A 22899-nucleotide genomic window follows, 5' to 3' on the forward strand; every position below is an offset into this window, starting at 1 on the left:
GTCTCGTCTCGGACTCCACCCGATCCGAGACCGTCCGGACCAGACATTGTCTATGCCTTCGCATGCCTACCGGGTTGTCGGTGACCCGATCGACCCGCACCTGTGCTTCCCTGATGATTGAGTGAGTTCAAGGGACTCACAGGGGTGGCAGATGGACGAGTGGTGGCTGGTGTTCGTGCCGGATCCGGAGCGGTGGGGGCCGCTGCCGGAGGAGGGAGTGCTGGGGGTCCACGACTTGCCGGCAGCAGTGGCCGCGGTGGGGCTTCAGCCGGGCGATCCGGTTTTTGTACGGCCTGATTTCGTCGTCGATCCCGAGCTGCTGGAATTCGCGCTCTCCGCAGAATTCCATTCGCTGGAGCGGGAAACTCGGCGGAATTACGCGCTGGATATCCGACTGTTGCTGACTTGGTTGTGGCGACGCGGGATCCCGTGGCGACAGGCGACCGAGAGCGACTTGCGCGCGTACAGGGAGTTTCGGTGCGACTCGTCACTCAACCCGAGCCGAATCAGCGGGACGAAGTGGGATCGGGAAGCGTCGGCTTTCACACGGCTCTACCGGTGGGCGAAGGTCACGCCGCTGCCGGTGGACAGCCAGCGCCGGGCGGACCGCGCCGCGGACGCCCGCAGCTCGCGGGTGTCGTGGCTGACACCGCGAACGTGGGGCCTCTGGCAGGACGTAGGTCTTCGCGGCCTCGGTCCCGACGGGACACCGGTGCCGGGCTGGGACGGGCGGACCGAGCTGCGGAACACCTCGTTCGTCGGGTTCACACTCAGCTCGGGGCTGCGGCGGCAGGAGTCCGGCGCCATCTTGACGTTCGAGGTGCCGTCCCGCCCACTGCGCTCGGGCCGCTACTGCCACGGGCAGATGGCCCGAGCGCTGTCACGGTCGAAGCGAGACCGGACCTTCTACGCTTCGGTCGACTCACTGCGCCAGGTCAGCGCCTACGCGGAGTCGGAGAGGGCCTGGGCGGTCGCACGGGCGCAAGCCCAGGGGCGGTACGAGAGGTTGCCGCTGATGCGGCTGATCACGAAGGTCACGACGGGCCGTACCCCGATGGTCCACTGGGTCGACCGCGACGGCGTTCCAGGGCGACATGACCTGAGCCTGCTCGACTGGCGCGAGCGGCAGTGGCTGTTCGTCGAGGGACCGCAGGGCCCGGAGCCGGCGTGGCTGTGGCTGACCGAGCAGGGCATGCCCATGCTGCCGGACCGCTGGAACACCGTGTTCCGGCAGGCCAACCAACGCTGCGAACAGGCTCTGCTGACCCCGGAAGAACGAGAGGCGCCCCGGCTGCTCCGGGTCGCGGAGATCCGCGGGAAGGTCCCGTACGCGACACCCCACTCCTTGCGGCACTCGATGGCGCTCTACATGTTGATCCTGCTCAACGAGTTGATGGATAAGAAGTACGGGCTGACCGCCGCGGACCGGCGCGACTTCGCCCAGCTCTACGGCGACCCGTGGTGGCTGGTCAAGACCTTGCTGGGGCACAAGGACGTTGAGACGACGAAGGAGCACTACCTTCGCCCGGTCATGCATCTGCAGCTGGAGTCGATCCTCGCCTTCGACACGAGGACGAGCACGGTGAGATGGACGAGACGAAGAACCTGAACGGTCTGTTCGCCCGGCTGGCCCGGGAGACCTCCGGGATCCAGGACATCGAGCGGCTGGTCGAGGCCCGGCCCGTCGCGGCGGCATCTTGAGCGGGCGGGGCCGCCGGGCGGTCCTGCCGCCGCCGGACTTCCAGGCAGCCGAGCGGATAGCCGCCGACGGGCTGCGGGTCACCGTGCTGAACAAGGAAGGCTTCAAGCGCGTCTTCGACTTCGCCGAGATCGCCGTGCCCCAGCCGATGCGCTCCTCCCTTGCGCGAGCGTTCGCCGCGCAGTCCATGGGGTGGAACAGCCACGCGAGCGGTGAGTCGTACTGGCGGTCCATCGAGGTCTTCGCCCGGTTCCTCAAGGCGCAGGGCCACCCGGCCGACGATCTCGGCGACCTCACCTCGGCAACGCTCCGGCTCTGGCGCAACAACCACATGGACACTCCTGGCGGGCGCGAGGCCCTGGCCAAGATCCGTACGCTGCTGAAACGCGAGCCGCAGCTGGCGCAGGGTCTGGCCGCCGAGGAGCTGGCCCGCCCGGTTCCGAAGAAGGGCAAGCCCTCCAAGCAGTCCTACCGGCCATCGGAGCGCGACCAGGTGCTGCTGGCCGCCGAACGGCAGTTCCGGGCCGCGCTGCTGCGGATCCGGGAGAACACCGCGCTGCTTGCCCGCTACCGGTCGGGCGTACTGGACCCGGACAGCCGTGACTGGAGGGTCGGGGCGGTCCTCGAGTGCGTCGCCGCCACGGGCGAACTGCCCGGGTACCCGGACAAAGAGGGGAAGGTCTACACCCGAGCCGAAGGACTGCTGCGCGGGAAGAACGGCGGGAAGACGACCGGCCGGCTGTTCCTGAGCCGGGCGGAGCTGACGGCCTTGGCCGTGATGATGACGGACCGCTACGGCTGGAATCTGTCGGTCTATGACCGTCTACACGTGCCCGTCACCACCCCGTCCGCAGGAGAGAGGGCCACGGTCACCTACGAGGTCCTGGTGGAGAAGCGCCGCTCGGGCGAGGGCCGCTGGTTCGACACGGAGAACTACACCGACTCCGGCGCGGACTCGCCCGGCCGGCTCATCACCCAGGCCATGGAAGCCACGCAGCACGGGCGAGCCCTGGCCGCTGCCCTGTCACCCGGCCACGACCTTCTGATGGTCGCGCGCAACCGGCGCCGCACCGACGTGGACTCCAACCTGGACCGGCCCCGGAACGTCGGCCCGCTGTGCTTCGGGGTGTCCAAGGCCGACGCGCGAGTATGGGCGAGAAGTCACAAGATCGGCTCGCCCTTCCAGCGCGCCCGCAGGACCACCATCACCACCACGGGCCAGCCACTGCAGCACAAACGCGGAACCCACGAGAGCGTCTACGTCCTGCCCGACGAGAACGTCCAGGAGGCCGCGGTCGACGTGATCGCTGCCGGCGCCGAGGAAGCCCTCGAACAGGCCCGCGATTACACCTTCAGGGGGCGGCTCACGGACGCGGCCGATGCGACCCACCAGGAGACCGCGACCGCGGACTGCGCGGACGAGGAGACCAGCCCCTGGCCGGACCCGAGCGGGGGCTGCGGCGCCGACTTCCTGCTCTGCCTGTCCTGCGAGAACTCCCGGGTCCACACCGGCCACCACCCGCGCCTCGCGCTCCTGCGCCGGCAGCTGATATCGCTCCGCTCCAGCTGGCCGGAGAAGCTCTGGCGAAAGCGGTGGGACGAGCACCTCCAACGGCTCGATGACCTGCGGACGAAGGTCAACGAGAGCACCTGGGACGTCGCTCTGGCCCGGATCACCGACCGCGACCAAATGATCGTCGACCACCTGCTCAAGGGAGACCTCGCCCCGTGACAACAGCTCTGACCCTCGAGGCCGATCCCTACATCCTTCCTCTGCCGGGGCCGGAGAGCCCGGTGGTCCTGGACTGGTGGATCAGCGCCGGCAACGCCCACCCCAACTCCCGCTACAGCGATGACGTCTGGTCGATGGGACCGCTGATCGACAATCCCGGGGACAGCATCCACAAGATCAATTTGAGGAGGTGCCCCGCCTCCCTGCGCAGCGAGCTCAGGCTCCTCATCTGGATCCTGATCAACGGCGAGCTGCGCCCCACCTACGTACAGGAACGGGGCTTTCAGAACCGGGGACGCGACGGCGTGACCAACATGCGCGACAACATCCTGCAGTGGTTGAAGTTCGCGCGCTGGCTCGACCGGCAAGAGGTGTCCCGGCTCAGCGACTGCACCGTGGAGCACTGGAAGGCGTACGCCGCCAAGTGCACCAGCGGCTGCTCGCGCGATCATGCCCAGACGATTCTGCGCTGGCTCTCGGACCTGTGGGCCTTCGACCAGCTGTCCCTCAGCCCCTGCGGCATTACGCAGCCGCCCTGGGAGAGTGAGGGCATCGACGACTACCTGCCGGCCGCCACCGGGAAGGCAGGCGGGGAGAACAAGACCGAGCCGCTGGACCCGACCGTGATCGGCCCCTTGCTGACCTGGTCGATCCGCCTGGTCGAGGACTTCTCCGACGACATCCTGGCCGCCTGGAACGAGCGCCGCCGCATGAACGCCCGCGTGAAGGCCACCCCGAGCACCCGAGGGGGCCTGGCAGCCGTCAAGAACTATCTGCAGCCACTCCTCGATTCCGGGGCCCTCCTACCCGCCACCGTGAGCCGAAAGCACGGCATCACCCTGGCCCACCACTACGTCGCCGCGGTCACGGGAGCCAGCTGGAACCAGGTCCACGACTTCGCCTTTCGACAAGGGCTGCGTGCTCTCGTCGCCCGGCGGCCCGGCCCCAGCCCGATGCAGGTGCCGGTGACGGGCCGGATCGAGGGGCGGCCCTGGCGCGAGTTCATGGACTACGAGGAGACGCCGATCCTGGTACGGCACCTGGCCACGGCCGCCGCCATCGTGATCCTGTACTTGACCGGGATGCGCCCCCAGGAGGCCCAATCGCTGCGGTCCGGCTGCTGCCCCGATCCGGAACCCAACGAGGACGGCTCCATTCCGCGGCATCTGATCCGAGCCCACCACTACAAGAACGTCCGCGACTCCGACGGCCACCACATCTCCGCTGGTGAGGAGCGTGCCGTCCCCTGGGTCGCGATCACCCCTGTCGTGAACGCCATCCGTGTCCTGGAACGCCTCGTCCCCAAGGGCGAGCTGTTGTTCAGCTCCACCCACCACGACATCGTCGGCCAGCGCAAGCACCACGGCGCGCTGAAGCGCGCCAGCCTCGGCCGTCGCGTCGAGAATCTCGTGTCATGGATCAACCAGGAGGCCACCGCCCAGGGCGTGCCCGCCCAGACGGTGCCGGAGGACCCGCACGGCAACCTGGGACTGAGCCGTCTGCGTAGAACCTTGGCCTGGCACATTGCCCGCCGCCCCGGCGGCCTGGTCGCCCTCGCCATCCAGTACGGACACATGCGCACCGCCCTGGACGCCCGCACCTCCACCGGCTATGGCAGCCGCGAGCGCCGGGGGTTCCACGGGGAGCTCGACGTCGAGACCGCACTCGCCGCAGCGCAGACCGCAGCACGGCTGCGCGACGCCGCAGCGGCCGGCGAGAAGATCTCCGGTCCCGCTGCTCGGCGGGCTCTCATCGGAGCCGCTTCAATCCCCGGCTTCGAAGGCGCCCTGACCACCCCGAAGGCCGCCGCCAAGTTCCTCGCGCGCGACGGCCTCGTCCTCTTCGACAATCCGGACGCGTTCCTCATCTGCGCCTTCAAGCGCGACACCGCCCTGTGCGACCCGGACCCCGGGGCGACGGCACCCAACCAGTTCGCCTGCCAGCTCGGGTGCGGCAACGCGATCCGCACCGACAGCCACGCGCAGGCCGCTCGAGAGCGCGCTGATCGGCTCGATGCGAAGGCAGCCCTCGTGCCACAGCCCTTGGGTGACCGGTTTCGCCGAACAGCCGGCCGCTTCCGTGCACTCGCCGACGCGCACGACGCCGCCGGCCAGCCCGCCGAGGAGGCCATCGCATGAACCAGCAGCACGAGGACGAACGCTCCCGCATCCGCGCGGCCATGGACCGTCTCCTGGCCGGCCAGCCCACCTGCTCCAACGGCAGCCTCACGGCGGTCGCGCTCGCCGCAGAGGCCGGTGTCCACCGCATGGCGCTGCAAAAGCGCCACGCCGACCTCAAGGAGGAGTTCTACGCGCGGGTGCGTACAGAGACGAACCAGACGCCGGAAATCGAAACGCGGCTTCGCAAAGAGGTCGTCCGCCTGAAGGAAGCCCTCAAGGACTCCCAGGCTGCCGAGGCTGCCTCCCGGCATCGAGCGGAGCAGATGGCCCTCGCAGCAGCCGTCCTCATCCTTCGGCGACCCGGCCACCACGACCAGCCTGTCCCCGACAACGTCATCCCGCTCCGCCCCTCTAGCGATTAAGGAGAGCATGCCGTCACCGGTTGCCGAGCTCGAGGGGCCGCCCAGAGCTTCCGGACGGCCCCGCCTGCGAGTACCGCTCAGGCCGGGACGGCAGCGGTTGCCGGCTCAGTTTCGGCTGTGCCGCGAGCGGCGAGGTAGCGCTCGGCGTCCAGGGCCGCGGCCGCGCCGGTGCCGGCGGCGGTGATGGCCTGGCGGTAGGTGTGGTCGACGACGTCGCCGGCGGCGAACACCCCGGGCAGGCTCGTACGCGTCGTCGGGGAGGCCACCTGGATGTAGCCCTCGCCGTCCAGCTCGAGCTGGCCGGTGAACAGCTCTGTGCGCGGGTCGTGGCCGATGGCGATGAACAGGCCCGTCACGTCCAGTGCGCGGGTGGCGCCGGTGAAGGCATCGCGCAGGACGACGCCGCCGAGCATGCCGTTCGTCTCCTTGATCTCGGCGATCTCGCTGTCGAACGCGAAGGAGATCTTGTCGTCGGCGAACGCCCGGTCCTGCATGACCCTGGAGGCGCGCAGGGTGGAGCGGCGGTGGACGACGGTGACCGAGCGGGCGAAGCGGGTGAGGAAGGTGGCCTCCTCCATCGCGGTGTCGCCGCCGCCGACCACGACGATGTCGCGATCGCGGAAGAAGAACCCGTCGCAGGTCGCGCACCAGGACACCCCGCGGCCGGACAGCTCGTCCTCCTTCGGCAGGCCGAGCTTGCGGTAGCCGGAGCCCGTGGCGATGATCACCGTCTTCGCGCGGTGGACGGTGCCCGCGGAGTCGGTGAGGAGCTTGATGTCGCCGGTGAGGTCCACCTCGACGATGTCGTCGTCGATCATCTCGGCGCCGAACTTCTGGGCCTGGGCCCGCATGTTCTCCATCAGGACCGGCCCGTCGACGCCCTCGGGGAAGCCGGGGAAGTTCTCGACCTCGGTCGTGGTGGTCAGAGAGCCGCCGACGAAGATGGAGCTGCCGAAGAGCAGGGGCTTGAGCTGGGCGCGGGCGGTGTAGAGGGCGGCTGTGTATCCGGCGGGGCCGGAGCCGATGATGACGACCTCGCGCACCTGGTCGGGCTGGGTCACGGGGCTCACGCCTCCTGCTTCGCGTCGATCTCGGCGATGAGGTCCTCGATGCGGGTCTTGATCTCGTCGCGGATGGGGCGGACGGACTCCACGCCCTTGCCGGCGGGGTCTTCGAGGGCCCAGTCGAGGTACTTCTTGCCGGGGAAGATCGGGCAGGCGTCGCCGCAGCCCATGGTGATGACGTAGTCGGACGCCTGGACGGCCTCGGTGGTGAGGATCTTCGGCGTGGCGGCGGAGATGTCGATGCCGACCTCGGCCATCGCCTCGACGGCTGCGGGGTTGACCTGGTCGCCGGGGATGGAGCCGGCGGAGCGGACCTCGATGCGGTCGCCCGCGAGGTGCTGGAGGAATCCGGCGGCCATCTGCGAGCGGCCGGCGTTGTGGACGCAGACGAACAGCACGGAGGCGAGCGGGGCGGAGGACATGCGTTCTTCCTTCACAAGGTGAGTGGCAGGTGATGCAGAGGGGGGTCAGGTGCTCGGCAGGCCGGCGAGCAGGTCGGTGATGCGGCGGTCGATGTCGTCGCGGATGGCGCGGACGACCGCGATCGGGGCGCCGTCGGGATCGGCCACGGGCCAGTCCAGGTAGCGGCGGCCGGGCACGACGGGGCAGGCGTCGCCGCAACCCATGGTGATCACGATGTCCGCCGCGCGCACGACCTCGTCGGTCAGCGGCTTGGGGAACGCGCCTGCCGCATCGGCGCCGGCCTCGGTGAGGACCTGCACGATGTGCGGCTCGATCCCGGGCCCGGCGTGGGTGCCCGCGGAGGAGACGGTGACCCGGCCTCCCGCCCGGTGCTGAAGGAGGGCTGCGGCGAGCTGGGAGCGGCCGGCGTTGTGGCTGCACACGAACAGCACCCGCGCCAGCCCCGATCCCGGCGCGCCCTGGACATGGGCGAGCGCGTCGAGGCGTTCGGCGGTGAAGCGCTCGGCCAGCACGACCAGGTGCGTGGTCACCGAGGCGGTCTCGGCCAGGCGCCGGTAGGAGTCGGTGAGCAGGCCCTGGACGGTCTCGGCCGAGAAGCGGCCGGCGTGCCGGGTGGCGAGCCGTGCGGCGCCGGCGGCCAGGCGCTCATCGGGCAGGGCGGGGGTGAAAGCGGCGGACATGGAAAGACCCCTTCGACGGGCCTACGGGTCAGCCCCGGCTGGTATCAGCGCCGGGTGATGTGACAGTATCAGTCCATGATGACGTCAGTCGACACTGATCTGATCCGGGTGCTGGCCGACCCGCTCAGGCTCCAGATCGTGACCCTGCTCGCCCGCGAGACGCTGTGCACCACGCACCTGGTGGAGGAGACCGGCGCCCGGCAGACCAACCTCTCCAACCACCTGAGAGTCCTGCGTGAGGCCGGGGTCGTCGAGACCGAGCCGTGCGGACGCTTCACCTACTACAAGCTCCGCCCGGATGTCATCGCCCAGCTCGCCGGGCAGTTCGCCGACCTGGCCGAACAGGCCCGTACCGCCGCCGACAACAAGAGGGCCTGCCCGTGACCCGCACCGAAGCGCCCGCGACGACCCGGGAAGCATCCGTCGTCGCCAAGCTCTCCACGCTCGACCGCTACCTCGCCGTGTGGATCCTCATCGCCATGGCCGTCGGCCTCGGCCTCGGCCGTCTCATCCCCGGACTGAACGACGCGCTGGCCAAGGTGGAGATCGGCGGCATCTCCCTGCCGATCGCGCTCGGCCTGCTGATCATGATGTACCCGGTCCTGGCCAAGGTCCGCTACGACAAGCTCGACGCCGTCACCAGCGACCGCAAGCTGATGATCTCCTCCCTTGTCATCAACTGGGTTCTGGGACCGGCGGTGATGTTCGCCCTGGCGTGGATCTTCCTGCCGGACCTGCCCGAGTACCGCACCGGCCTGATCATCGTCGGCCTCGCCCGCTGCATCGCCATGGTCATCATCTGGAACGACCTCGCCTGCGGCGACCGTGAGGCCGCCGCCGTCCTCGTCGCGCTGAACTCCGTCTTCCAGGTCTTGGCGTTCGGCCTGCTGGGCTGGTTCTATCTCGACCTGCTGCCCGGCTGGCTGGGCCTCGGCGACGGCGAGCACCTCGACATCTCCATGTGGAAGATCGCCCTCAACGTCGTCATCTTCCTCGGCATCCCGCTCGCCGCCGGGTTCCTCACCCGCCGCCTGGGCGAGAAGAAGCTCGGCCGCGCTGGCTACGAGGCGAAGTTCCTGCCGAAGATCGGCCCGTGGGCCCTGTACGGGCTGCTGTTCACGATCGTCATCCTCTTCGCCCTGCAAGGCAAGACGATCACCTCGCAGCCGCTGGACGTGGCCCGGATCGCGATGCCGCTGCTGGTGTACTTCGCCGTGATGTTCTTCGGCACCTTCCTCCTGGGCAAGGGCCTGGGCCTGGCCTACGACCGCACCGCGACCCTGGCCTTCACCGCGGCGGGCAACAACTTCGAGCTGGCCATCGCGGTCGCCATCGCCACCTTCGGCGTCACCTCCGGCCAGGCCCTGTCCGGCGTCGTCGGACCGCTCATCGAAGTCCCGGTCCTGATCGGCCTGGTCTACGTCGCGCTCGCCTGGCGCAGGAAGTTCGCCCCGGGCGCGGTGACGACGGCTCCGTGACGCAGCACACGGATGTGGTGGTGGTCGGCGGCGGCCAGGCAGGGCTCGCCGCCGGCTACCACCTGCGCCGGCGCGGCCTCGACCACGTGATCCTGGACGCGGAGACGGCGCCGGGCGGGTCCTGGCAGCACATGTGGGAATCCCTGCACCTGTTCTCCCCGGCCGAGCACTCCTCGCTGCCCGGCCGGCTCATGCCCGTCCAGACGGGCGAGACCTACCCGGACGCCGGGCATGTGGTGGACTACCTCACCGACTACGAGAAGCGCTACGACCTGCCCGTGGCGCACGGCACCCGCGTGAACGCCGTACGCCCAGGCGGCGAGAGGCTCCTGGTCGAGGCGGACACCGGCACCTGGCGGGCCCGCGCGGTCATCAGCGCCACCGGCACCTGGACGCGGCCCTTCATCCCCGCCGTCCCCGGCCGCGAGGTGTTCACCGGCCGCCAGCTGCACACCGTGGACTACCGCAGTCCGGCCGACTTCGCCGACCAGCGTGTCGTCGTGGTCAGCGGCGGCAACTCCGGCGCCCAGATCGCCGCCGACCTCGCCCTGGACGAACACGTCGAGGTGACCTGGGTGACCCAGCGCCCGCCGCGGTTCCTCCCCGACGACATCGACGGCCGCGCCCTGTTCGATGTCGCCACCGCCCGCCGCCGCGCCCTCGACGCAGGCCGCAGCGACACCGGCGGGGTCGCCTCGCTCGGCGACATCGTCGCCGTACCCCCGGTTCGGGCCGCCCGTGACGCCGGCCTCCTGACCGCGAAGCCGATGTTCGCCCGGCTCACCGCCGACGGCGCCTGGTGGGCCGACAACAGCCACACCGGCGCCGACGCGGTCATCTGGTGCACCGGCTTCCGCCCAGCCCTGTCCCACCTGGCACCGCTGAACCTGCGCGGTCCGCGCGGCCACGTCCCCACCGACGGCACACGCGCCCTCGGCGAGCCGCGGCTGCACCTGCTCGGATACGGCGACTGGACCGGCCCGGCGTCGGCCACCCTGATCGGCGTCGGCCGCACCGCCCGGGACGCTGCCGGGGAGATCGCACACCTTCTGCACAGCTAGCCGCTGCGCGAAACGACCGCCGGGTCGGTGCCCACACCCCAGGGTGGACACCGACCCGGCACGGTTGTCTCGGTCGCGTCAGTGGCTGGCCGCCAGCTCGCCGCTGAGCTTGCCGTGCAGCTGGGCGCTGGGGTCGTTCAGTCCGGTGATCTCGACGCTCTTGCCGCGCTGGGCGTACTTTGTCTCGATCGCGTCCAGAGCCGCGACGGAGGAGGCGTCCCAGACGTGCGCCGCGGAGAGGTCGATCACGACCTTCTTCGGGTCGCCGGTGTAGTCGAACTGGCCGACGAGGTCGTTGGAGGAGGCGAAGAACAGCTCGCCAGTGACCCGGTAGACCACCGTGCTGCCGTCCGGGTCGACCACGGCTGTGACCTCGGCGAGGTGCGCGACACGCTTGGCGAAGATCACCATCGCGGTGATGGAGCCGACGACGACGCCGACGGCGAGGTTGTGGGTGGCCACGACGCAGGCGACGGTGATCACCATGACGGCGATCTCACCGGCGGGCATGCGCCGAAGCGTCTTGGGGGCGATGGAGTGGAAGTCGAAGGTTGCGAACGACACCATGATCATGACGGCGACGAGGGCGGCCATGGGGATGTCGGAGACGACCGGCCCGAAGGCGATGCACAGCACCATCAGGAACGCGCCGGCCAGGAACGTCGAGACGCGGGTGCGGGCGCCGGAGACCTTCACGTTGATCATGGTCTGGCCGATCATGGCGCAGCCGCCCATGCCGCCGAAGAAGCCGGTGACGATGTTGGCGACGCCCTGGCCGATGGACTCGCGGGTCTTGTTGGAGTGGGTGTCGGTGATGTCGTCGACGAGCTTGGCGGTCATCAGCGATTCCATCAGGCCGACCAGCGCCATCGCGAACGCGTACGGAGCGATCGTCGTCAGCGTGTCGAGCGTGAACGGCACGTCGGGCAGACCCGGCACGGGCAGGGAGGACGGCAGCGCGCCCTTGTCGCCTACGGTCGGCACCGCGATGGCGGCGCCGACGGTGATCACGGTCAGGATGACGATGGAGACCAGAGGCGCCGGGATCACGGTGGTGACCTTCGGGAAGAACACCATCAGCGCCAGCCCGCCGATGATCAGCGGATACACCGCCCACGGCACGTCGGTCATCTCGGGGACCTGGGCCATGAAGATCAGGATGGCGAGGGCGTTGACGAAGCCGACCATCACGCTGCGGGGGATGAACCGCATCAGCTTCGCCACCCCGAGCGCGCCCAGGATGACCTGGAAGACGCCGGCGAGGATGACGGCGGCGATCAGGTAGCCCAGGCCGTGCTCCCGGTTGAGCGGGGCGATGACCAGAGCGATCGCGCCGGTCGCGGCGGAGATCATCGCGCGGCGTCCGCCGACGATCGAGATGACCACGGCCATGGTGAAGGAGGCGAACAGACCGACCGCCGGGTCGACCCCGGCGATGATCGAGAAGGAGATCGCCTCGGGGATCAGGGCCAGGGCGACGACCAGGCCCGCGAGGACCTCGGTGCGCCAGACCTTGGGGTTGTTCAGCCAGTCGGGCTTCAGGCCGCGCAGGCGCGCGGCCGGGGATGCGGTGACAGCGGAAGAGGGCAAGGAAACAGGTACCTGTCGTGCTCGGGCACGCCTCACGGGGCAGGCCGGGGCGTGCGGGAGGAGGCGGAGGGGCCGGGTCGGCACCCCGCGGACGGCCCCGTCAGCGCGGAACCGGAGGAGAGCAGGTCCGGACGCAAACCGGCAGACGCGAGGGCGCCGGAGTTCACATCCGGAGGCGAAGCATCACGGCGGGCAGACGGCGGCGCCGGGCGTCATGGGCTCGCGCACGCTTCTCTCCCGCAAGATTAGGATCTTCACCGGGGGCGTCGTCGGCCCCGACAAGGCAACGGCGGGGCCGCGGAACGCTGCCCTCACACCCAACAACTCTACCCTAACGTTAGAGTAGGGTTCGGCGGGTTCCGGCAGGGGTGGCTGCCATGACCGAAGGCGAAGGGCCAGGAGCGCGGACGTGGACGGCAAGCACATGCAGATCGGCGAGGTAGCCGCGCGCACCGAGCTGTCCCTGCGCACCATCCGGCACTACGAGGAGACCGGCCTGGTCACCCCCTCTGCCCGCTCCCAGGGCGGCTTCCGCCTCTACACCGAGATGGACGTTGCCCGGCTCATGGTCATCCGCCGCATGAAGCCCCTCGGCTTCACTCTGGACCAGATGCGTGACCTGCTCGACGCCACCGACCGCCTCGACGACGGCCCCGGCCTCGACGCCACCGAGCGCGAAGCACTCCTGGAGCGCGTACGCGCGTACGAGCAGGCCGCGGCCGAGCAGGTGGACAAGCTCCGCACTCAGCTCTCCCGCGCGGAGGACTTCGCCGCCACGCTGCGCGCTCGGCTGCCCGAGCACGAACCGCGCAGTCACTGACCGCAGTGGGCGGCCCGCCTGTGCCCCCACCGGCAGGCCCGGCCTCCCGCAGGACGAGAATCGGACAGCGTCGGCGGGCAGCGTTCAGCTCAGTCGGCAGCGAGGATGCGGCAGATGTCGCCTTCGGTGCAGGTCTCGGGGGCGATCGTGGAGGCGGTGCGGGTCAGCTCGCGGAGCATGGCGCGGGTTGTCTCCAGTTCGGCGATGCGACGCTCGACATCGGCGAGGTGTCGGCCGAGCAGGGTGGTGACGTGTGTGCAGGGCGGCTGGCCGCCGTCGCGGATCGCGAGGACGTCGCGGATTTCGGCGAGGCTGAGACCGGCGGCCTGGGCGGAGCGGATGAAGTCGACCCGGGCCGTGGTGTGGGCCGGGTAGTCGCGGTAGCCGCCCGGGGTGCGGGGCGGGTCCGTCAGCAGCCCGGCCTGCTCGTAGAAGCGCAGGGTCTTGGTGGTGGTGCCGGTGGCGGTGGCGAGGGCTCCGATGCGCATACCTCCACGCTAGCCCTTGACCTTCCAGTGCAGTGGAAGGTCTAGCGTGCGGCGTGTGACCTGGAGGTGGCGCTGATGCGCGTGGAGATGCTGATCGTTCCGGACTGCCCGAACGGCCCGGTGCTCAAGGAGCGGCTGGAGCTCGCCCTGGCGGGCCGCACCGATGTGGAGCTCGCCGAGCGCGTGGTCGCCGACCAGGCGGAGGCCGAACGCCGGGGCATGCACGGCTCGCCGACGCTGCTGGTCGACGGCCGTGACCCGTTCGCCGAGCCGGGCACTGCGGCCACCATCTCCTGCCGGCTCTACGCCGGTGCCGACGGCCGGATCGGCGGAGCACCCTCCGTCGAGGAGCTGCGGCGGGTGCTCGGCACTCCCGCCACTGGCGGTGCGGACCGGGCGGCCGGACGGGCCGGGCAGGGCCGTCTCGCCCCGCCCGAGGGTGGTCTGCGAGCGGTGCAGCAGGCGGTCCTGCGGTCCTTCGCCACCACCGGCGCCCCACCCGCGGCGGCCGAGATGGAGTCGGCGGCCGTGCCCTTCGGCGTGCCGGCTGCCGAGGTCCTCGCCGAGCTTGCCTCCGAGGACTTCCTGACGCTGGACGACGCCGGGCATATCCAGGCCGCCTACCCGTTCTCCGCCGTCCCCACCGAGCACGCCGTGCAGATCGCAGACGGGCCGACGGTGTGGTCGATGTGCGCGATCGACGCGCTCGGAATCCCCGTCATGCTCGACACCGACGCCCTCATCACCTCCACCGACCCGGTCACTGGCGAGCCCGTCCGTGTGGAGTTCACCAACGGGAAGACCACCTGGCAGCCGGCGACCGCGGTGGTCTACTACGGCGCCCGCCCCGGCACCGGCCCGGCCGCCGCCGTGTGCTGCGGCTACCTGCGCTTCTTCACCACCCGCGCCACCGCTGAGCAGTGGAGCTGCCAGCAGGCCGACCTCAGCGGCGCCGTCCTGGACCAGGCCGAGGCCGAACGCCTCGGCGCGGACATCTTCGGCCCGCTCATGAGCGCACCGGCCCGGTAGGAGCGCCGCCATGGGCCCAGGCCAGTGCCGCCACCCGAGCAGTCTGGTCGCGAGCTCGGAGGGCTTGGGGCCGTGGCTGGCGCCGGCACTGGCCGTTGGTCCTCACCGCGGACCTGACCAAGGTGCTGTCGATTCTCGGGTTCTGGCTCAGCTTCCGTCGAGCCAGAACCACAACTCGTGAACAGAGCCATCCATCGCACCTTCACTCGCGCCGGGTTGACGATGCAGCTGGTCTGCCCGCACCGGATCCTCTTCGAGGCCCGACAGCACGCCCTCTCCACCTCATGCGCCTGTTCGGCCTGAGCAACGGCGCCGCCATGTGCTACGTCACCACCGCGCACTCCGACCGGACTGTGAAGCTGCCCGGTGAGGAGCGGGCGGTCAGCGGGAGGCGGCTTCGGTCTGCTCTTCCTCGGGCACCAGGCGAGGGACGAGACGTACGTAGGCGACCATGCCGAGGACCTCGACGAGGGTCTGGGTGACCACGACGAGGGAGACGACGGCGAGGGAGTCGGGCAGGGCCAGGGCCAGGGGGAGGACGACGAGGGAGTTGCGGGTCGCGCCGGTGAAGACGATCGCCCTCCCCGCGGGGGCGTCGAGGCGGCATACGGTGCCGGCCGCCCCATGGCGGGCCGGACGGTTCATCCTCACAGACCCCGTGCGGGGCCTGGCCGGCAGTCCTGCTCAGCGGGCGGCCTTGCCGTCCTCCGGCGGCGGGCCGAGGGTGGGCATGCCGAGGTCGGCCCGGGCCGGGACCGTTCGGCAGGACGTCGTGCGGCGCCGATGCCGTACGAGGAGGAAGCCGAGCCCGGCGGCCACGGCGAGCACTGTCAGGGCGGGCATCCACAGCGCGCCGATCGCGGAGGCGACGCCGACGGAGCCGAGGACGGCCAGGACCGGGCCCGCGCAGCACACCGCGCAGGCGGCGACCGCGGCCGCGCCGGCGCCGAGCGTGCCCCAAGGGCGGGACCGACGGGGAGAGGACGTGGTGGTCATGCGGCGGCTCCGAAGAGGTCGGCCAGCATCCCGGCGGCGGCCTCGGGGGCCCGCACTTCCAGCTGGAGCGCGGTCGGGGTCAGGTGCAGGGTGAAGTCGAAGAACGCGCAGCAGCCCTGTTCCGCCGCGGCGAGCGCCGCGAGCTCGCCGGCGAGCTCGGCGCCGGCCGGGAAGGACAACTTCAGGCCGTCGGGGATCTCTTCGCGGCGCTCGGCCTTGCCGGCCAGGACCCGCCACTGCTCGGTGCGCTCGTCCAGCTCGGCTCCGCCCAGCGTGCAGGCGACCGGGACCTCCCGCCACGCCTCAGCGGCCGGGGTGCGGCGGGTCGGGGACAGCTCGATCGGCACCGGTCCGGCCGCGGCCGGCGTGCCGGTCGTGGTGCAGCCGCACTCGGGACCGCACGCCCCGGCCGGGGCCGGGCCCGAGAGCTCGGCGTGGACACCGGCCAGGTGGGCGCAGAACGCGCGCAGTTCGGCGATGCGGCCGTCGGTCTCGGCGATCCGGTCGGCGACCAGCGGCAGCATCCGCGCCCGCACCGACGCGCACACCCCCTCCTCGCGGACGTCAAGGAGTTCGCGGATCTCCTCCAGGGCCAGGCCCAGGAGCTTGGCCGAGGAGATGAAGGCCAGGCGCTCCACCGCGTCCTCGCCGTACATCCGGTACCCGGACGGTGTCCGGTCGGCGGGCAGCAGCCCGGCGTCCTCGTAGAAGCGCAGCGTCGTGGCCGGGACGCCGGAGCGCTCGGCCAGCTGCGAGATGCGGTAGGTCGTCACGCCACCGACGGTAAACCTTCGACCCGACTCGAAGGTCAAGCGCTGGACCTCGCCCCGCCCCGCAGGAGGAGGGTGCGCTGCCCTTCGCCCGCCGCCGTTCAGTCGTGGCGGGCGAGCTTGAACGCGGAGGCGAGCAAGATCACGGCCAGGAGGGGGATGAGGACCAGGTCGGGGAAGACTCCGAGGAGCAGGCCGCCCAGCACGGCGCCGGCGATGGAGCCCGCGGCCATGGTGGCGGTGAAGCGGAGGTTGGTGCCGAGGACGGCGAAACTGCCGTCGCGGCTGTAGCGGGCGAACGCGACCAGCATGGTCGGCAGGGAGACCAGCAGGGAGAGGCTTCCGGCGGTCTTGATGTCCTGGCCGAACAGCAGCACGATCGTCGGGATCAGCAGCTCGCCTCCGGCCACACCCATGATCGCGGCGACCACGCCGATGCCGAACCCGGCGACGACGCCGGCGGGCACCTGGGCCCACAGCGGCAGGGCGAGCGCGTCCAAGGCGGTGGTGTGGGTGACCACCAAGGCGGCCGTCATCAGCACCATCAGCACCGCCAGCACCTTGTAGAGGGTGGAGCTGCGCATGCGCACCGCCCAGCTCGCTCCGGCCCATGCACCGAGCAGGCTGCCAGCCAGCAGGTTGACCGTGATCGGCCACCGTGCGGCTACCTCGGCTGCCGGGACCGCGGCCAGGCGGGCCGGCAGCGCGACCAGGACCACAACCAGGCTCATCGCCTTGTTCAGGATGACGGCCGAGAGCGCCGCGAATCCGAACAGGCTGATGAGCAGGGGCAGGCGGAACTCCGCCCCGCCCAGCCCGATCATTCCGCCCAGCACTCCGATGGCTCCTCCCGCGCCGAACACCAAGGGTGCCGAAAGCGTCGCGCGCAGCGGGACAGGGCTCTGATCAGTGGCATGACGGGCATCTTCGCTGGCAGCCGCCTCGCCCGCTACGGTGCGGCCATCTCTTCGGGCGAAGGCACCGCAGGTCCGCCGAGGCTTCGTCCAGACCTCCCAGCATCAGCATCGACCGCTGGGCTGCGGCGCTCGACGAAGCTGCCGTCGCGCGGGACGCCGCGACGGTGTCCCGCCCGTGCGCGTCTGCGGGCCGTCAGGCTGCGGCGGGTAGCGTCAGCAGCTTGCCCATCGCTGCGAGCACCGACGGCTCGACCCGGTAATAGACCCAGGTGCCGCGCCGCTCGGAGGTGAGCAGCCCGGCCTCCTTCAGCTTCTTCAGGTGGTGGGAGACGGTCGGCTGGGAGACGCCGACGTCGGAGATGTCGCACACGCACGCCTCCCCGCCGTCGTGCGAGGCCACGGCGGAGAACAGCCGCAGCCGCACCGGGTCACCGAGCGCCTTGAACATCCGCGCGGCCGTCTCGGCCTCGGCGGCGGTCATCGGGCGCTCGGTCAGCGGCGGGCAGCACGGCACCACACCCTGACCGTCGGCCTCGAGCAGCGGCAGCACCTTCGCATTCGACATGCGTCTATGTTGACACATGTCGAATCAGTACGGGGAGGTCCGCCACCGGCGCGCGAGGTGGGCGGCCAGGTTCCGGGCGACGCGGTCCGCGTCCCGGCCGACGCCGCGCAGCGAGTTCGACGACAGGCTGCGCTGCCATTCCAGCCCGACGTACGCCAGCCCCGGTACACCGGTGGCGAGGCCGTCACGGTGCCGGGGGTTCCCGTCGGCGTCGAGAGCGCCGTGGAGAGTGGCGAGGTAGGGCAGGTCGGGGCGGTAGCCGGTGGCGAGCACGATCGCGTCGGCCTTCTCCCGCTCCCCGTCCGGCCAGACGAGCTTGGACCCGGCCGCGCCGGTGAACAGCGGCCGCCGGTCGGGTCGGCCGGCGGCCAGGGCGGCCCGGTAGCGGCCGTCGTCGAGGACCGGCTACGCCGGCGGGCGCGCAAGGAGCCGGCCGAGAGGTGCGGCATCCAGGCCGGTGCGGGCCGTCCAGAAGTGCAGGTCGCGGCCGAGGATGCGCTGGGCCGCGAACTTCACCAGGGCGCGGGTGGCGAGCGTGACCCGTGCCGCGGCGGCGAGCTCGGCGGCGATCTGCACCGCGGAGTTCCCGGCCCCGACCACGACCACCCGGCGGCCGGTGAACGGGGCCGGGCTGCGGTAGTCGGCGGCGTGCAGCACCTGCCCGGCGTACCCTTCCAGGCCCGGCAGCGCGGGCCGGTGCGGTCGGCCGAACGTCCCGGAGGCCGCCACGACGGCCCGCCCGGACAGCCGGCCGCCGCCCTCCAGCTCCACCTCGAAAGCCTCGCCGGCGCGGCGGACCGCGGTGACGCGGCAGTTGGTGCGGATCTCGGCGTCCAGGCGGTCGGCGTAGGCGGTGAGGTAGGCGACGACCTCGTCGCGATGCGGGTAGCGGTCACGGTCGGCTCCGGGAAACGGCATCCCAGGCAGGGAGCTGTACCGGGCGGGCGAGAACAGCGTGAGGCTGTCGTAGTAGCGCGGCCACGACCCGGCCGCACGATCGGACGCCTCCAGCACCACCGGCCGCAGCCCGCGCCGCAGCAGCGCGTGGACGGTGGCGAGGCCGGACTGGCCGCCGCCGATCACCGCGACGTCGATCACGGCAACGTCGATGTGCTCCACCAGCGCACCCCCCTTGATTCAATGAACGTCTATGTTGACGTTTATCAATACAGGTGTCACGCTGGGCCGCGCAAGCCATCGACGGATGTCGAAACACGCAAGGAGTCGCCGTGAACGCGCCCGCCACCACCGAGCTGCCCGTCGTCGTGATCGGGGCCGGACCCGCCGGCCTGGCCGCCGCCGCCCACCTCATCGACCAAGGCATCGAACCCATGGTCCTCGAAGCCGGGCCCACCGCCGGCGCCGCGGTACGCGAGTGGTCGCACGTGCGCCTGTTTTCCACCTGGGGCGAGGTCGTCGACCCCGCCGCCGAAAAGCTCCTGGCCCCCACCGGCTGGACCCGCCCCGACCCGGCCACCTACCCCTCCGGCGGCGACTGGGCCGAGCTCTACCTGCAGCCGCTCGCCGACGTCCTCGGCGACCGTGTCCGCACCGGCGCCACCGTCACCGGTGTCTCACGCACCGGCCGGGACCGGATCGTGGACGCCGACCGCGAGGCCCAGCCGTTCGTCGTACACGTCGCCCACGCCGACGGCCGTGAGGAGCGCCTCTTCGCCCGCGCCGTCATCGACGCCTCCGGCACCTGGATCACACCGTCCCCGGCAGGCGGCAGCGGACTGCCCGCGCTCGGCGAGAAGGCCGCCGCGGACCGGATCACCTACCGCGTCCCGGACCTGAAGGACCCGGCCGTCCGCGCCCGGTACGCGGGCAAGCGCACCGCCGTAATCGGCTCCGGCGCCTCCGCGTTCACCGCCCTCGCCTACCTCGCCGACCTCGCCAAGGCCAACGGCGGGACCGGCACGAAGGGCGTGTGGATCCTGCGCCGCGGCATCTCCGGCTCCACCTTCGGCGGCGGAGAAGCCGACCAGCTCCCCGCCCGCGGCGCCCTGGGTCTGGCAGCCAAGGCCGCCGTCGACGAGGGCCACGCGAACGCAGTCACCGGCTTCCGCACCGAGGCGATCGAGCGGGCAGACGACGGCCGCCTGGTCCTCATCGGCGAGGACGGCCGCCGCCTTGACCCGGTCGACGAAGTGATCGTGCTGACCGGCTTCCGCCCCGACCTGTCCTTCCTCGACGAAATCCGCCTCGGCCTCGACGAGCGCCTCCAGGCCCCCGTCGCCCTCGCCCCGCTGATCGACCCCAACCAGCACTCCTGCGGCACCGTCTACCCGCACGGCCACCGTGAGCTCTCCCACCCGGAGACGGGCGTCTACCTGGTCGGGATGAAGTCCTACGGCCGCGCCCCGACCTTCCTCGCCATGACCGGCTACGAGCAGGTCCGCTCCGTCGCCGCCGCCATCGCCGGCGACATCGAAGCAGCCGATCGCGTCGAACTCACCCTCCCCGAGACCGGAGTCTGCGGCGGCGCCGGCCTCTTCGACGCCCCCGAATCCGACCAGAGCGGCGGCTGCTGCGCCCCGACGCCCCAGCTCGTCCAGCTCGGCGCCCCCGCCGCCTTGACCGACGGCGCCACGGCGGCCGAGGAGGCTCCGGCGAGCGGCTGCTGCGGCTCGTGACTGACCTCAACACCTCAGCCCGCGGGGCCGCGACCGGATCGGGGGACCGGTCGCGGCCCCGCGCCGCCCTGCCCGCACTCTGCCTGACGCAGATCGTTAGCTGGGGCATCGTCTACTACGCGTTCCCCGTCCTGAATCCCGAGATCACGCATGCGACCGACTGGCCGGCGGGCGCAACCACCGCGGCCTTCTCCCTCGCCCTCGTCGTCTCCGCCCTCGCCGGAATCCGCGTCGGCAGGATCCTGGACCGGCACGGCCCGCGCGCCGTCATGACCACCGGTGCCGCCCTCGGCACCGCCAGCCTGCTACTCGTGGCCGCCGCCCCCAACCTGCCCTTCTTCTTTGCCAGTTGGGCCCTGGCAGGACTCGCGATGGCGACCACCTTCTACCAGCCGGCCTTCGCCGCCCTCACCCGCTGGTGGGCCCCCGACCATGTCCGCGCGCTCACCATCGTCACCCTCGCCGGCGGACTCGCATCTACCGTCTTCGCACCCCTGACCGCCCTGCTCGCCGAGCACCTCTCCTGGCGGCACACCTACCTGGCCCTCGCCGGACTGCTCGCCGTCCTGACCATCCCCACGCACGCCCTGGCCCTGCGCGCACCCTGGCCACCCGCCCCACCTGCCGCACCCAAACATGCCGACGGCACCACGCCCGTCGCCAGAAGCCGCTCCTTCTGGCTCCTCGCCGCAGCATTCACTCTGTCGGCGTTCGCGATGTACGCCGTCGTCGTCTCCCTCGTCCCGCTGCTGCTCGAACGCGGCTACTCAACCGCCCAGGCCGCCTGGGTCCTCGGCATCGGCGGCGCCGGACAAACCCTGGGCCGCACCCTGTACGCCGCCCTCGCCCGACGAACGACCGCGACCAGGCGAACCACGGTCCTCATCACCCTGGGCGGCATCACCACCATCGCCTTCGCCGTGACGCCAGGCCCATACGTCCTGCTGATCGCCGTATCGGTCGCAGCCGGCATGGTCCGCGGCAACCTCACCCTGCTCCAGGCCACCGCCGTAACCGACCGCTGGGGCCACACCCACTACGGCCGTCTCTCCGGCCTCCTCGCGGCCCCGGCTACCACCGCCGCCGCACTCGCACCCTTCGCCGGCGCCTCACTCGCGCCCCTCCTCGGCGGCTATCCCCACCTCTTCGGGTTGCTGGCCACCACATCACTCCTCGCCGCGCTCATCGCCACCTGCTCAGACCCCGCCGGGGCGCACAGGGAGCCACGTTCATCGCCGAGCTGACGGAGGACCACTGCCGCTGCGAACCCGCTCCCAGATCCCTCTCCACGGTGATCTGACGAGCGGGTTCTTCGCTCCACCAGTCCGGGAATCCGCGAATCCGCGCGCTTTCGCGCGGGCGCGGTCCAAGCTGTTGCGCCAGGAATCGGGGGCCGCCGGCGTCGCTCGGCGCCTTGAGGAGATGGGGGCGCCACCACCTCCCCCGGGATCCGGTGAGGCGCTCAAGCAGTGGCTGGAACAGGCCCTCGCCCAGATCGGGGCCCGACGCCAGGCGCACCCAGGAAACCATCGCTACCTGCTGCGGATTGGCCGTACGCGTGCAGAACGGACGCGGACGGTCATCGGCTTCACCCCGCGCCCCTACCCCAAGCACCCGTGCGGCCCGGCGAGCCCGCACACCGCGTCCCGCGAGGCAGCGTCCGGGCTCGCACCGGGGTCCATGCATCCAACCCAACCGGAGATTGCTTAATTGGAATTCATGCTGTAAAGTTTATCTAGGCGGTCGGCGAGAGGCCACCGCCCTCACGGCCCGTATCCGGTACCCCCCCCCCGCCGGGTACGGGCCGCCCCCCCCGGCGCTGTAGCTCAGTTGGAAGAGCGCGGATCTTATAAGTCCTGGGTCACGGGTTCGAGTCCCGTCAGCGCTACGCAAGACGCAACGCACATCTCCTCCTGCCGCGGCCCTCACGCCCGTGGCCCGGCCTCCCCTGGAGGTGCCATGCACATCCCTCATGCAGTCACGGACTCGGCCTCCGGCCCGTGGCTGAACGAACTCCCTTCGTCCGACCACACCAAGGAACTTGAGTGGTGAAGCCGCGTCGCCCGTTGGGAGAACTCGAAGACGCGGTCATGACGCGGGTGTGGAAGTGGAACCGCCCGGTGACCGTTCGAGAAGTCCTGGAAGACCTTCAGCAGGAACGACTGATCGCCTACACCACGGTGATGACCGTTCTCGGCAACCTCCACCAGAAGGGCTTGGTGCGCCGCCAGCCGGAAGGCCGGGCCTACCGCTACGAGGCAGTCTCCACGCGCGCCGCCTACGCCGCCTCGCTGATGAACGACGCGTGGTCGCAGAGCGGCAACCCCACTGCCGCTCTCATCGCCTTCTTCGGCATGCTGAGCGAGGAACAGCACCAGGCGCTTAGAGGTCCTAACAGAAGCTGTTGAT

20 protein-coding genes, 1 tRNA gene and 3 pseudogenes are annotated in these 22899 nt (G+C 70.9%); 13 read left to right on the top strand and 11 right to left on the bottom strand.

Going from position 1 to position 22899, the window contains the following annotated elements; all coding sequences use genetic code 11:
* Window positions 1-151: 151 nt before the first annotated feature.
* The 4 genes from IE326_RS25715 to IE326_RS25730 all read left to right on the top strand — a co-directional run bounded on the left by IE326_RS25715 (window position 152) and on the right by IE326_RS25730 (window position 5973).
* Window positions 152-1609, top strand: a complete 1458-nt coding sequence (locus IE326_RS25715) for a site-specific integrase (RefSeq protein ID WP_229915621.1) — start codon at window positions 152-154, stop codon at window positions 1607-1609.
* An 88-nt stretch (window positions 1610-1697) separates the two neighbouring features.
* A complete protein-coding gene (locus tag IE326_RS25720) occupies window positions 1698-3431 on the top strand; it encodes a hypothetical protein (protein ID WP_190043153.1) in 1734 nt (577 codons plus the stop codon).
* A complete protein-coding gene (locus IE326_RS25725; RefSeq protein WP_190043154.1) occupies window positions 3428-5569 on the top strand; it encodes an integrase in 2142 nt (713 codons plus the stop codon). The genes IE326_RS25720 and IE326_RS25725 overlap by 4 nt, the downstream gene beginning before the upstream one ends.
* Entirely contained in the window at window positions 5566-5973 is a 408-nt protein-coding gene (locus IE326_RS25730) for a hypothetical protein (protein ID WP_190043155.1), read from the top strand. Before IE326_RS25725 ends, IE326_RS25730 begins: the two co-directional genes overlap by 4 nt.
* A 77-nt stretch (window positions 5974-6050) precedes the next feature.
* On the opposite strand, the gene trxB is transcribed toward IE326_RS25730, so the two are convergent.
* Genes trxB through IE326_RS25745 form a run of 3 tightly spaced genes read right to left on the bottom strand, consistent with a single transcriptional unit; the run spans window position 6051 to window position 8140 of the window.
* On the bottom strand, window positions 6051-7034 hold the full coding sequence (gene trxB, locus IE326_RS25735) for a thioredoxin-disulfide reductase (RefSeq protein ID WP_190043156.1): 984 nt from the start codon (window positions 7032-7034) through the stop codon (window positions 6051-6053).
* Window positions 7035-7039: 5 nt separating this feature from the next.
* The gene (locus tag IE326_RS25740) at window positions 7040-7459 is read right to left on the bottom strand and encodes an arsenate reductase ArsC (RefSeq protein WP_190043157.1); all 420 of its coding nucleotides are present in this window, start codon (window positions 7457-7459) and stop codon (window positions 7040-7042) included.
* A 45-nt stretch (window positions 7460-7504) separates the two neighbouring features.
* Window positions 7505-8140, bottom strand: coding sequence for an arsenate reductase ArsC (locus tag IE326_RS25745; RefSeq protein ID WP_190043158.1), 636 nt, complete (start codon window positions 8138-8140; stop codon window positions 7505-7507).
* A 75-nt stretch (window positions 8141-8215) separates the two neighbouring features.
* Between IE326_RS25745 and IE326_RS25750 the strand changes: the two genes are divergently transcribed.
* Genes IE326_RS25750 through IE326_RS25760 form a run of 3 tightly spaced genes read left to right on the top strand, consistent with a single transcriptional unit; the run spans window position 8216 to window position 10679 of the window.
* Window positions 8216-8524, top strand: coding sequence for an ArsR/SmtB family transcription factor (locus IE326_RS25750; protein ID WP_190043159.1), 309 nt, complete (start codon window positions 8216-8218; stop codon window positions 8522-8524).
* Window positions 8521-9618, top strand: coding sequence for an ACR3 family arsenite efflux transporter (gene arsB, locus IE326_RS25755; protein WP_190043160.1), 1098 nt, complete (start codon window positions 8521-8523; stop codon window positions 9616-9618). The genes IE326_RS25750 and arsB overlap by 4 nt, the downstream gene beginning before the upstream one ends.
* Entirely contained in the window at window positions 9615-10679 is a 1065-nt protein-coding gene (locus tag IE326_RS25760; protein WP_190043161.1) for an ArsO family NAD(P)H-dependent flavin-containing monooxygenase, read from the top strand. Before arsB ends, IE326_RS25760 begins: the two co-directional genes overlap by 4 nt.
* Window positions 10680-10757: 78 nt before the next feature.
* Here the strand turns inward: IE326_RS25760 and IE326_RS25765 are convergent, their stop codons facing one another.
* A complete protein-coding gene (locus IE326_RS25765; protein WP_190043162.1) occupies window positions 10758-12269 on the bottom strand; it encodes a SulP family inorganic anion transporter in 1512 nt (503 codons plus the stop codon).
* Between the two features lie 409 nt (window positions 12270-12678).
* On the opposite strand from IE326_RS25765, the gene IE326_RS25770 reads away from it, so the two are divergent.
* A complete protein-coding gene (locus tag IE326_RS25770; protein WP_190043163.1) occupies window positions 12679-13089 on the top strand; it encodes a MerR family transcriptional regulator in 411 nt (136 codons plus the stop codon).
* An 89-nt stretch (window positions 13090-13178) separates the two neighbouring features.
* Here the strand turns inward: IE326_RS25770 and IE326_RS25775 are convergent, their stop codons facing one another.
* On the bottom strand, window positions 13179-13577 hold the full coding sequence (locus IE326_RS25775) for a MerR family DNA-binding protein (RefSeq protein WP_190043164.1): 399 nt from the start codon (window positions 13575-13577) through the stop codon (window positions 13179-13181).
* Window positions 13578-13652: 75 nt separating this feature from the next.
* Between IE326_RS25775 and IE326_RS25780 the strand changes: the two genes are divergently transcribed.
* Window positions 13653-14606, top strand: coding sequence for an alkylmercury lyase family protein (locus IE326_RS25780; RefSeq protein ID WP_190043165.1), 954 nt, complete (start codon window positions 13653-13655; stop codon window positions 14604-14606).
* A gap of 381 nt (window positions 14607-14987) precedes the next feature.
* On the opposite strand, the pseudogene IE326_RS25785 reads toward IE326_RS25780, so the two are convergent.
* The 6 genes and pseudogenes from IE326_RS25785 to IE326_RS25810 form a co-directional block, all read right to left on the bottom strand.
* A pseudogene (locus IE326_RS25785) lies at window positions 14988-15212 on the bottom strand (arsenic resistance protein); the annotation flags it as partial.
* Window positions 15213-15290: 78 nt separating this feature from the next.
* Window positions 15291-15602, bottom strand: a complete 312-nt coding sequence (gene merT / locus IE326_RS25790) for a mercuric ion transporter MerT (protein WP_229915622.1) — start codon at window positions 15600-15602, stop codon at window positions 15291-15293.
* Complete coding sequence (locus IE326_RS25795) at window positions 15599-16375, bottom strand: heavy metal-responsive transcriptional regulator (RefSeq protein ID WP_190043166.1); 777 nt, start codon at window positions 16373-16375, stop codon at window positions 15599-15601. Before IE326_RS25795 ends, merT begins: the two co-directional genes overlap by 4 nt.
* Before the next feature lie 98 nt (window positions 16376-16473).
* Window positions 16474-17262, bottom strand: coding sequence for a sulfite exporter TauE/SafE family protein (locus IE326_RS25800; protein WP_190043508.1), 789 nt, complete (start codon window positions 17260-17262; stop codon window positions 16474-16476).
* Window positions 17263-17482: 220 nt separating this feature from the next.
* Window positions 17483-17854 (bottom strand): ArsR/SmtB family transcription factor, encoded by a 372-nt coding sequence (locus IE326_RS25805; protein WP_190043167.1) that lies wholly within the window; start codon window positions 17852-17854, stop codon window positions 17483-17485.
* A gap of 24 nt (window positions 17855-17878) precedes the next feature.
* Window positions 17879-18952 (bottom strand): annotated as a pseudogene (locus IE326_RS25810) (flavin-containing monooxygenase).
* A 131-nt stretch (window positions 18953-19083) separates the two neighbouring features.
* Here IE326_RS25810 and IE326_RS25815 point away from each other — a divergent pair.
* The 4 genes and pseudogenes from IE326_RS25815 to IE326_RS25830 all read left to right on the top strand — a co-directional run.
* Entirely contained in the window at window positions 19084-20490 is a 1407-nt protein-coding gene (locus tag IE326_RS25815; protein WP_190043168.1) for an NAD(P)-binding domain-containing protein, read from the top strand.
* Window positions 20487-21734, top strand: a complete 1248-nt coding sequence (locus IE326_RS25820) for an MFS transporter (RefSeq protein ID WP_190043169.1) — start codon at window positions 20487-20489, stop codon at window positions 21732-21734. Before IE326_RS25815 ends, IE326_RS25820 begins: the two co-directional genes overlap by 4 nt.
* 571 nt (window positions 21735-22305) lie before the next feature.
* Window positions 22306-22378 (top strand) — tRNA-Ile (locus IE326_RS25825).
* Between the two features lie 178 nt (window positions 22379-22556).
* Window positions 22557-22877, top strand: a pseudogene (locus tag IE326_RS25830) (BlaI/MecI/CopY family transcriptional regulator); the annotation flags it as partial.
* Between the last annotated feature and the right edge of the window lie 22 nt (window positions 22878-22899).

Source organism: Streptomyces filamentosus (assembly GCF_014654895.1).
In the GTDB taxonomy this organism is placed as follows: domain Bacteria; phylum Actinomycetota; class Actinomycetes; order Streptomycetales; family Streptomycetaceae; genus Streptomyces; species Streptomyces filamentosus.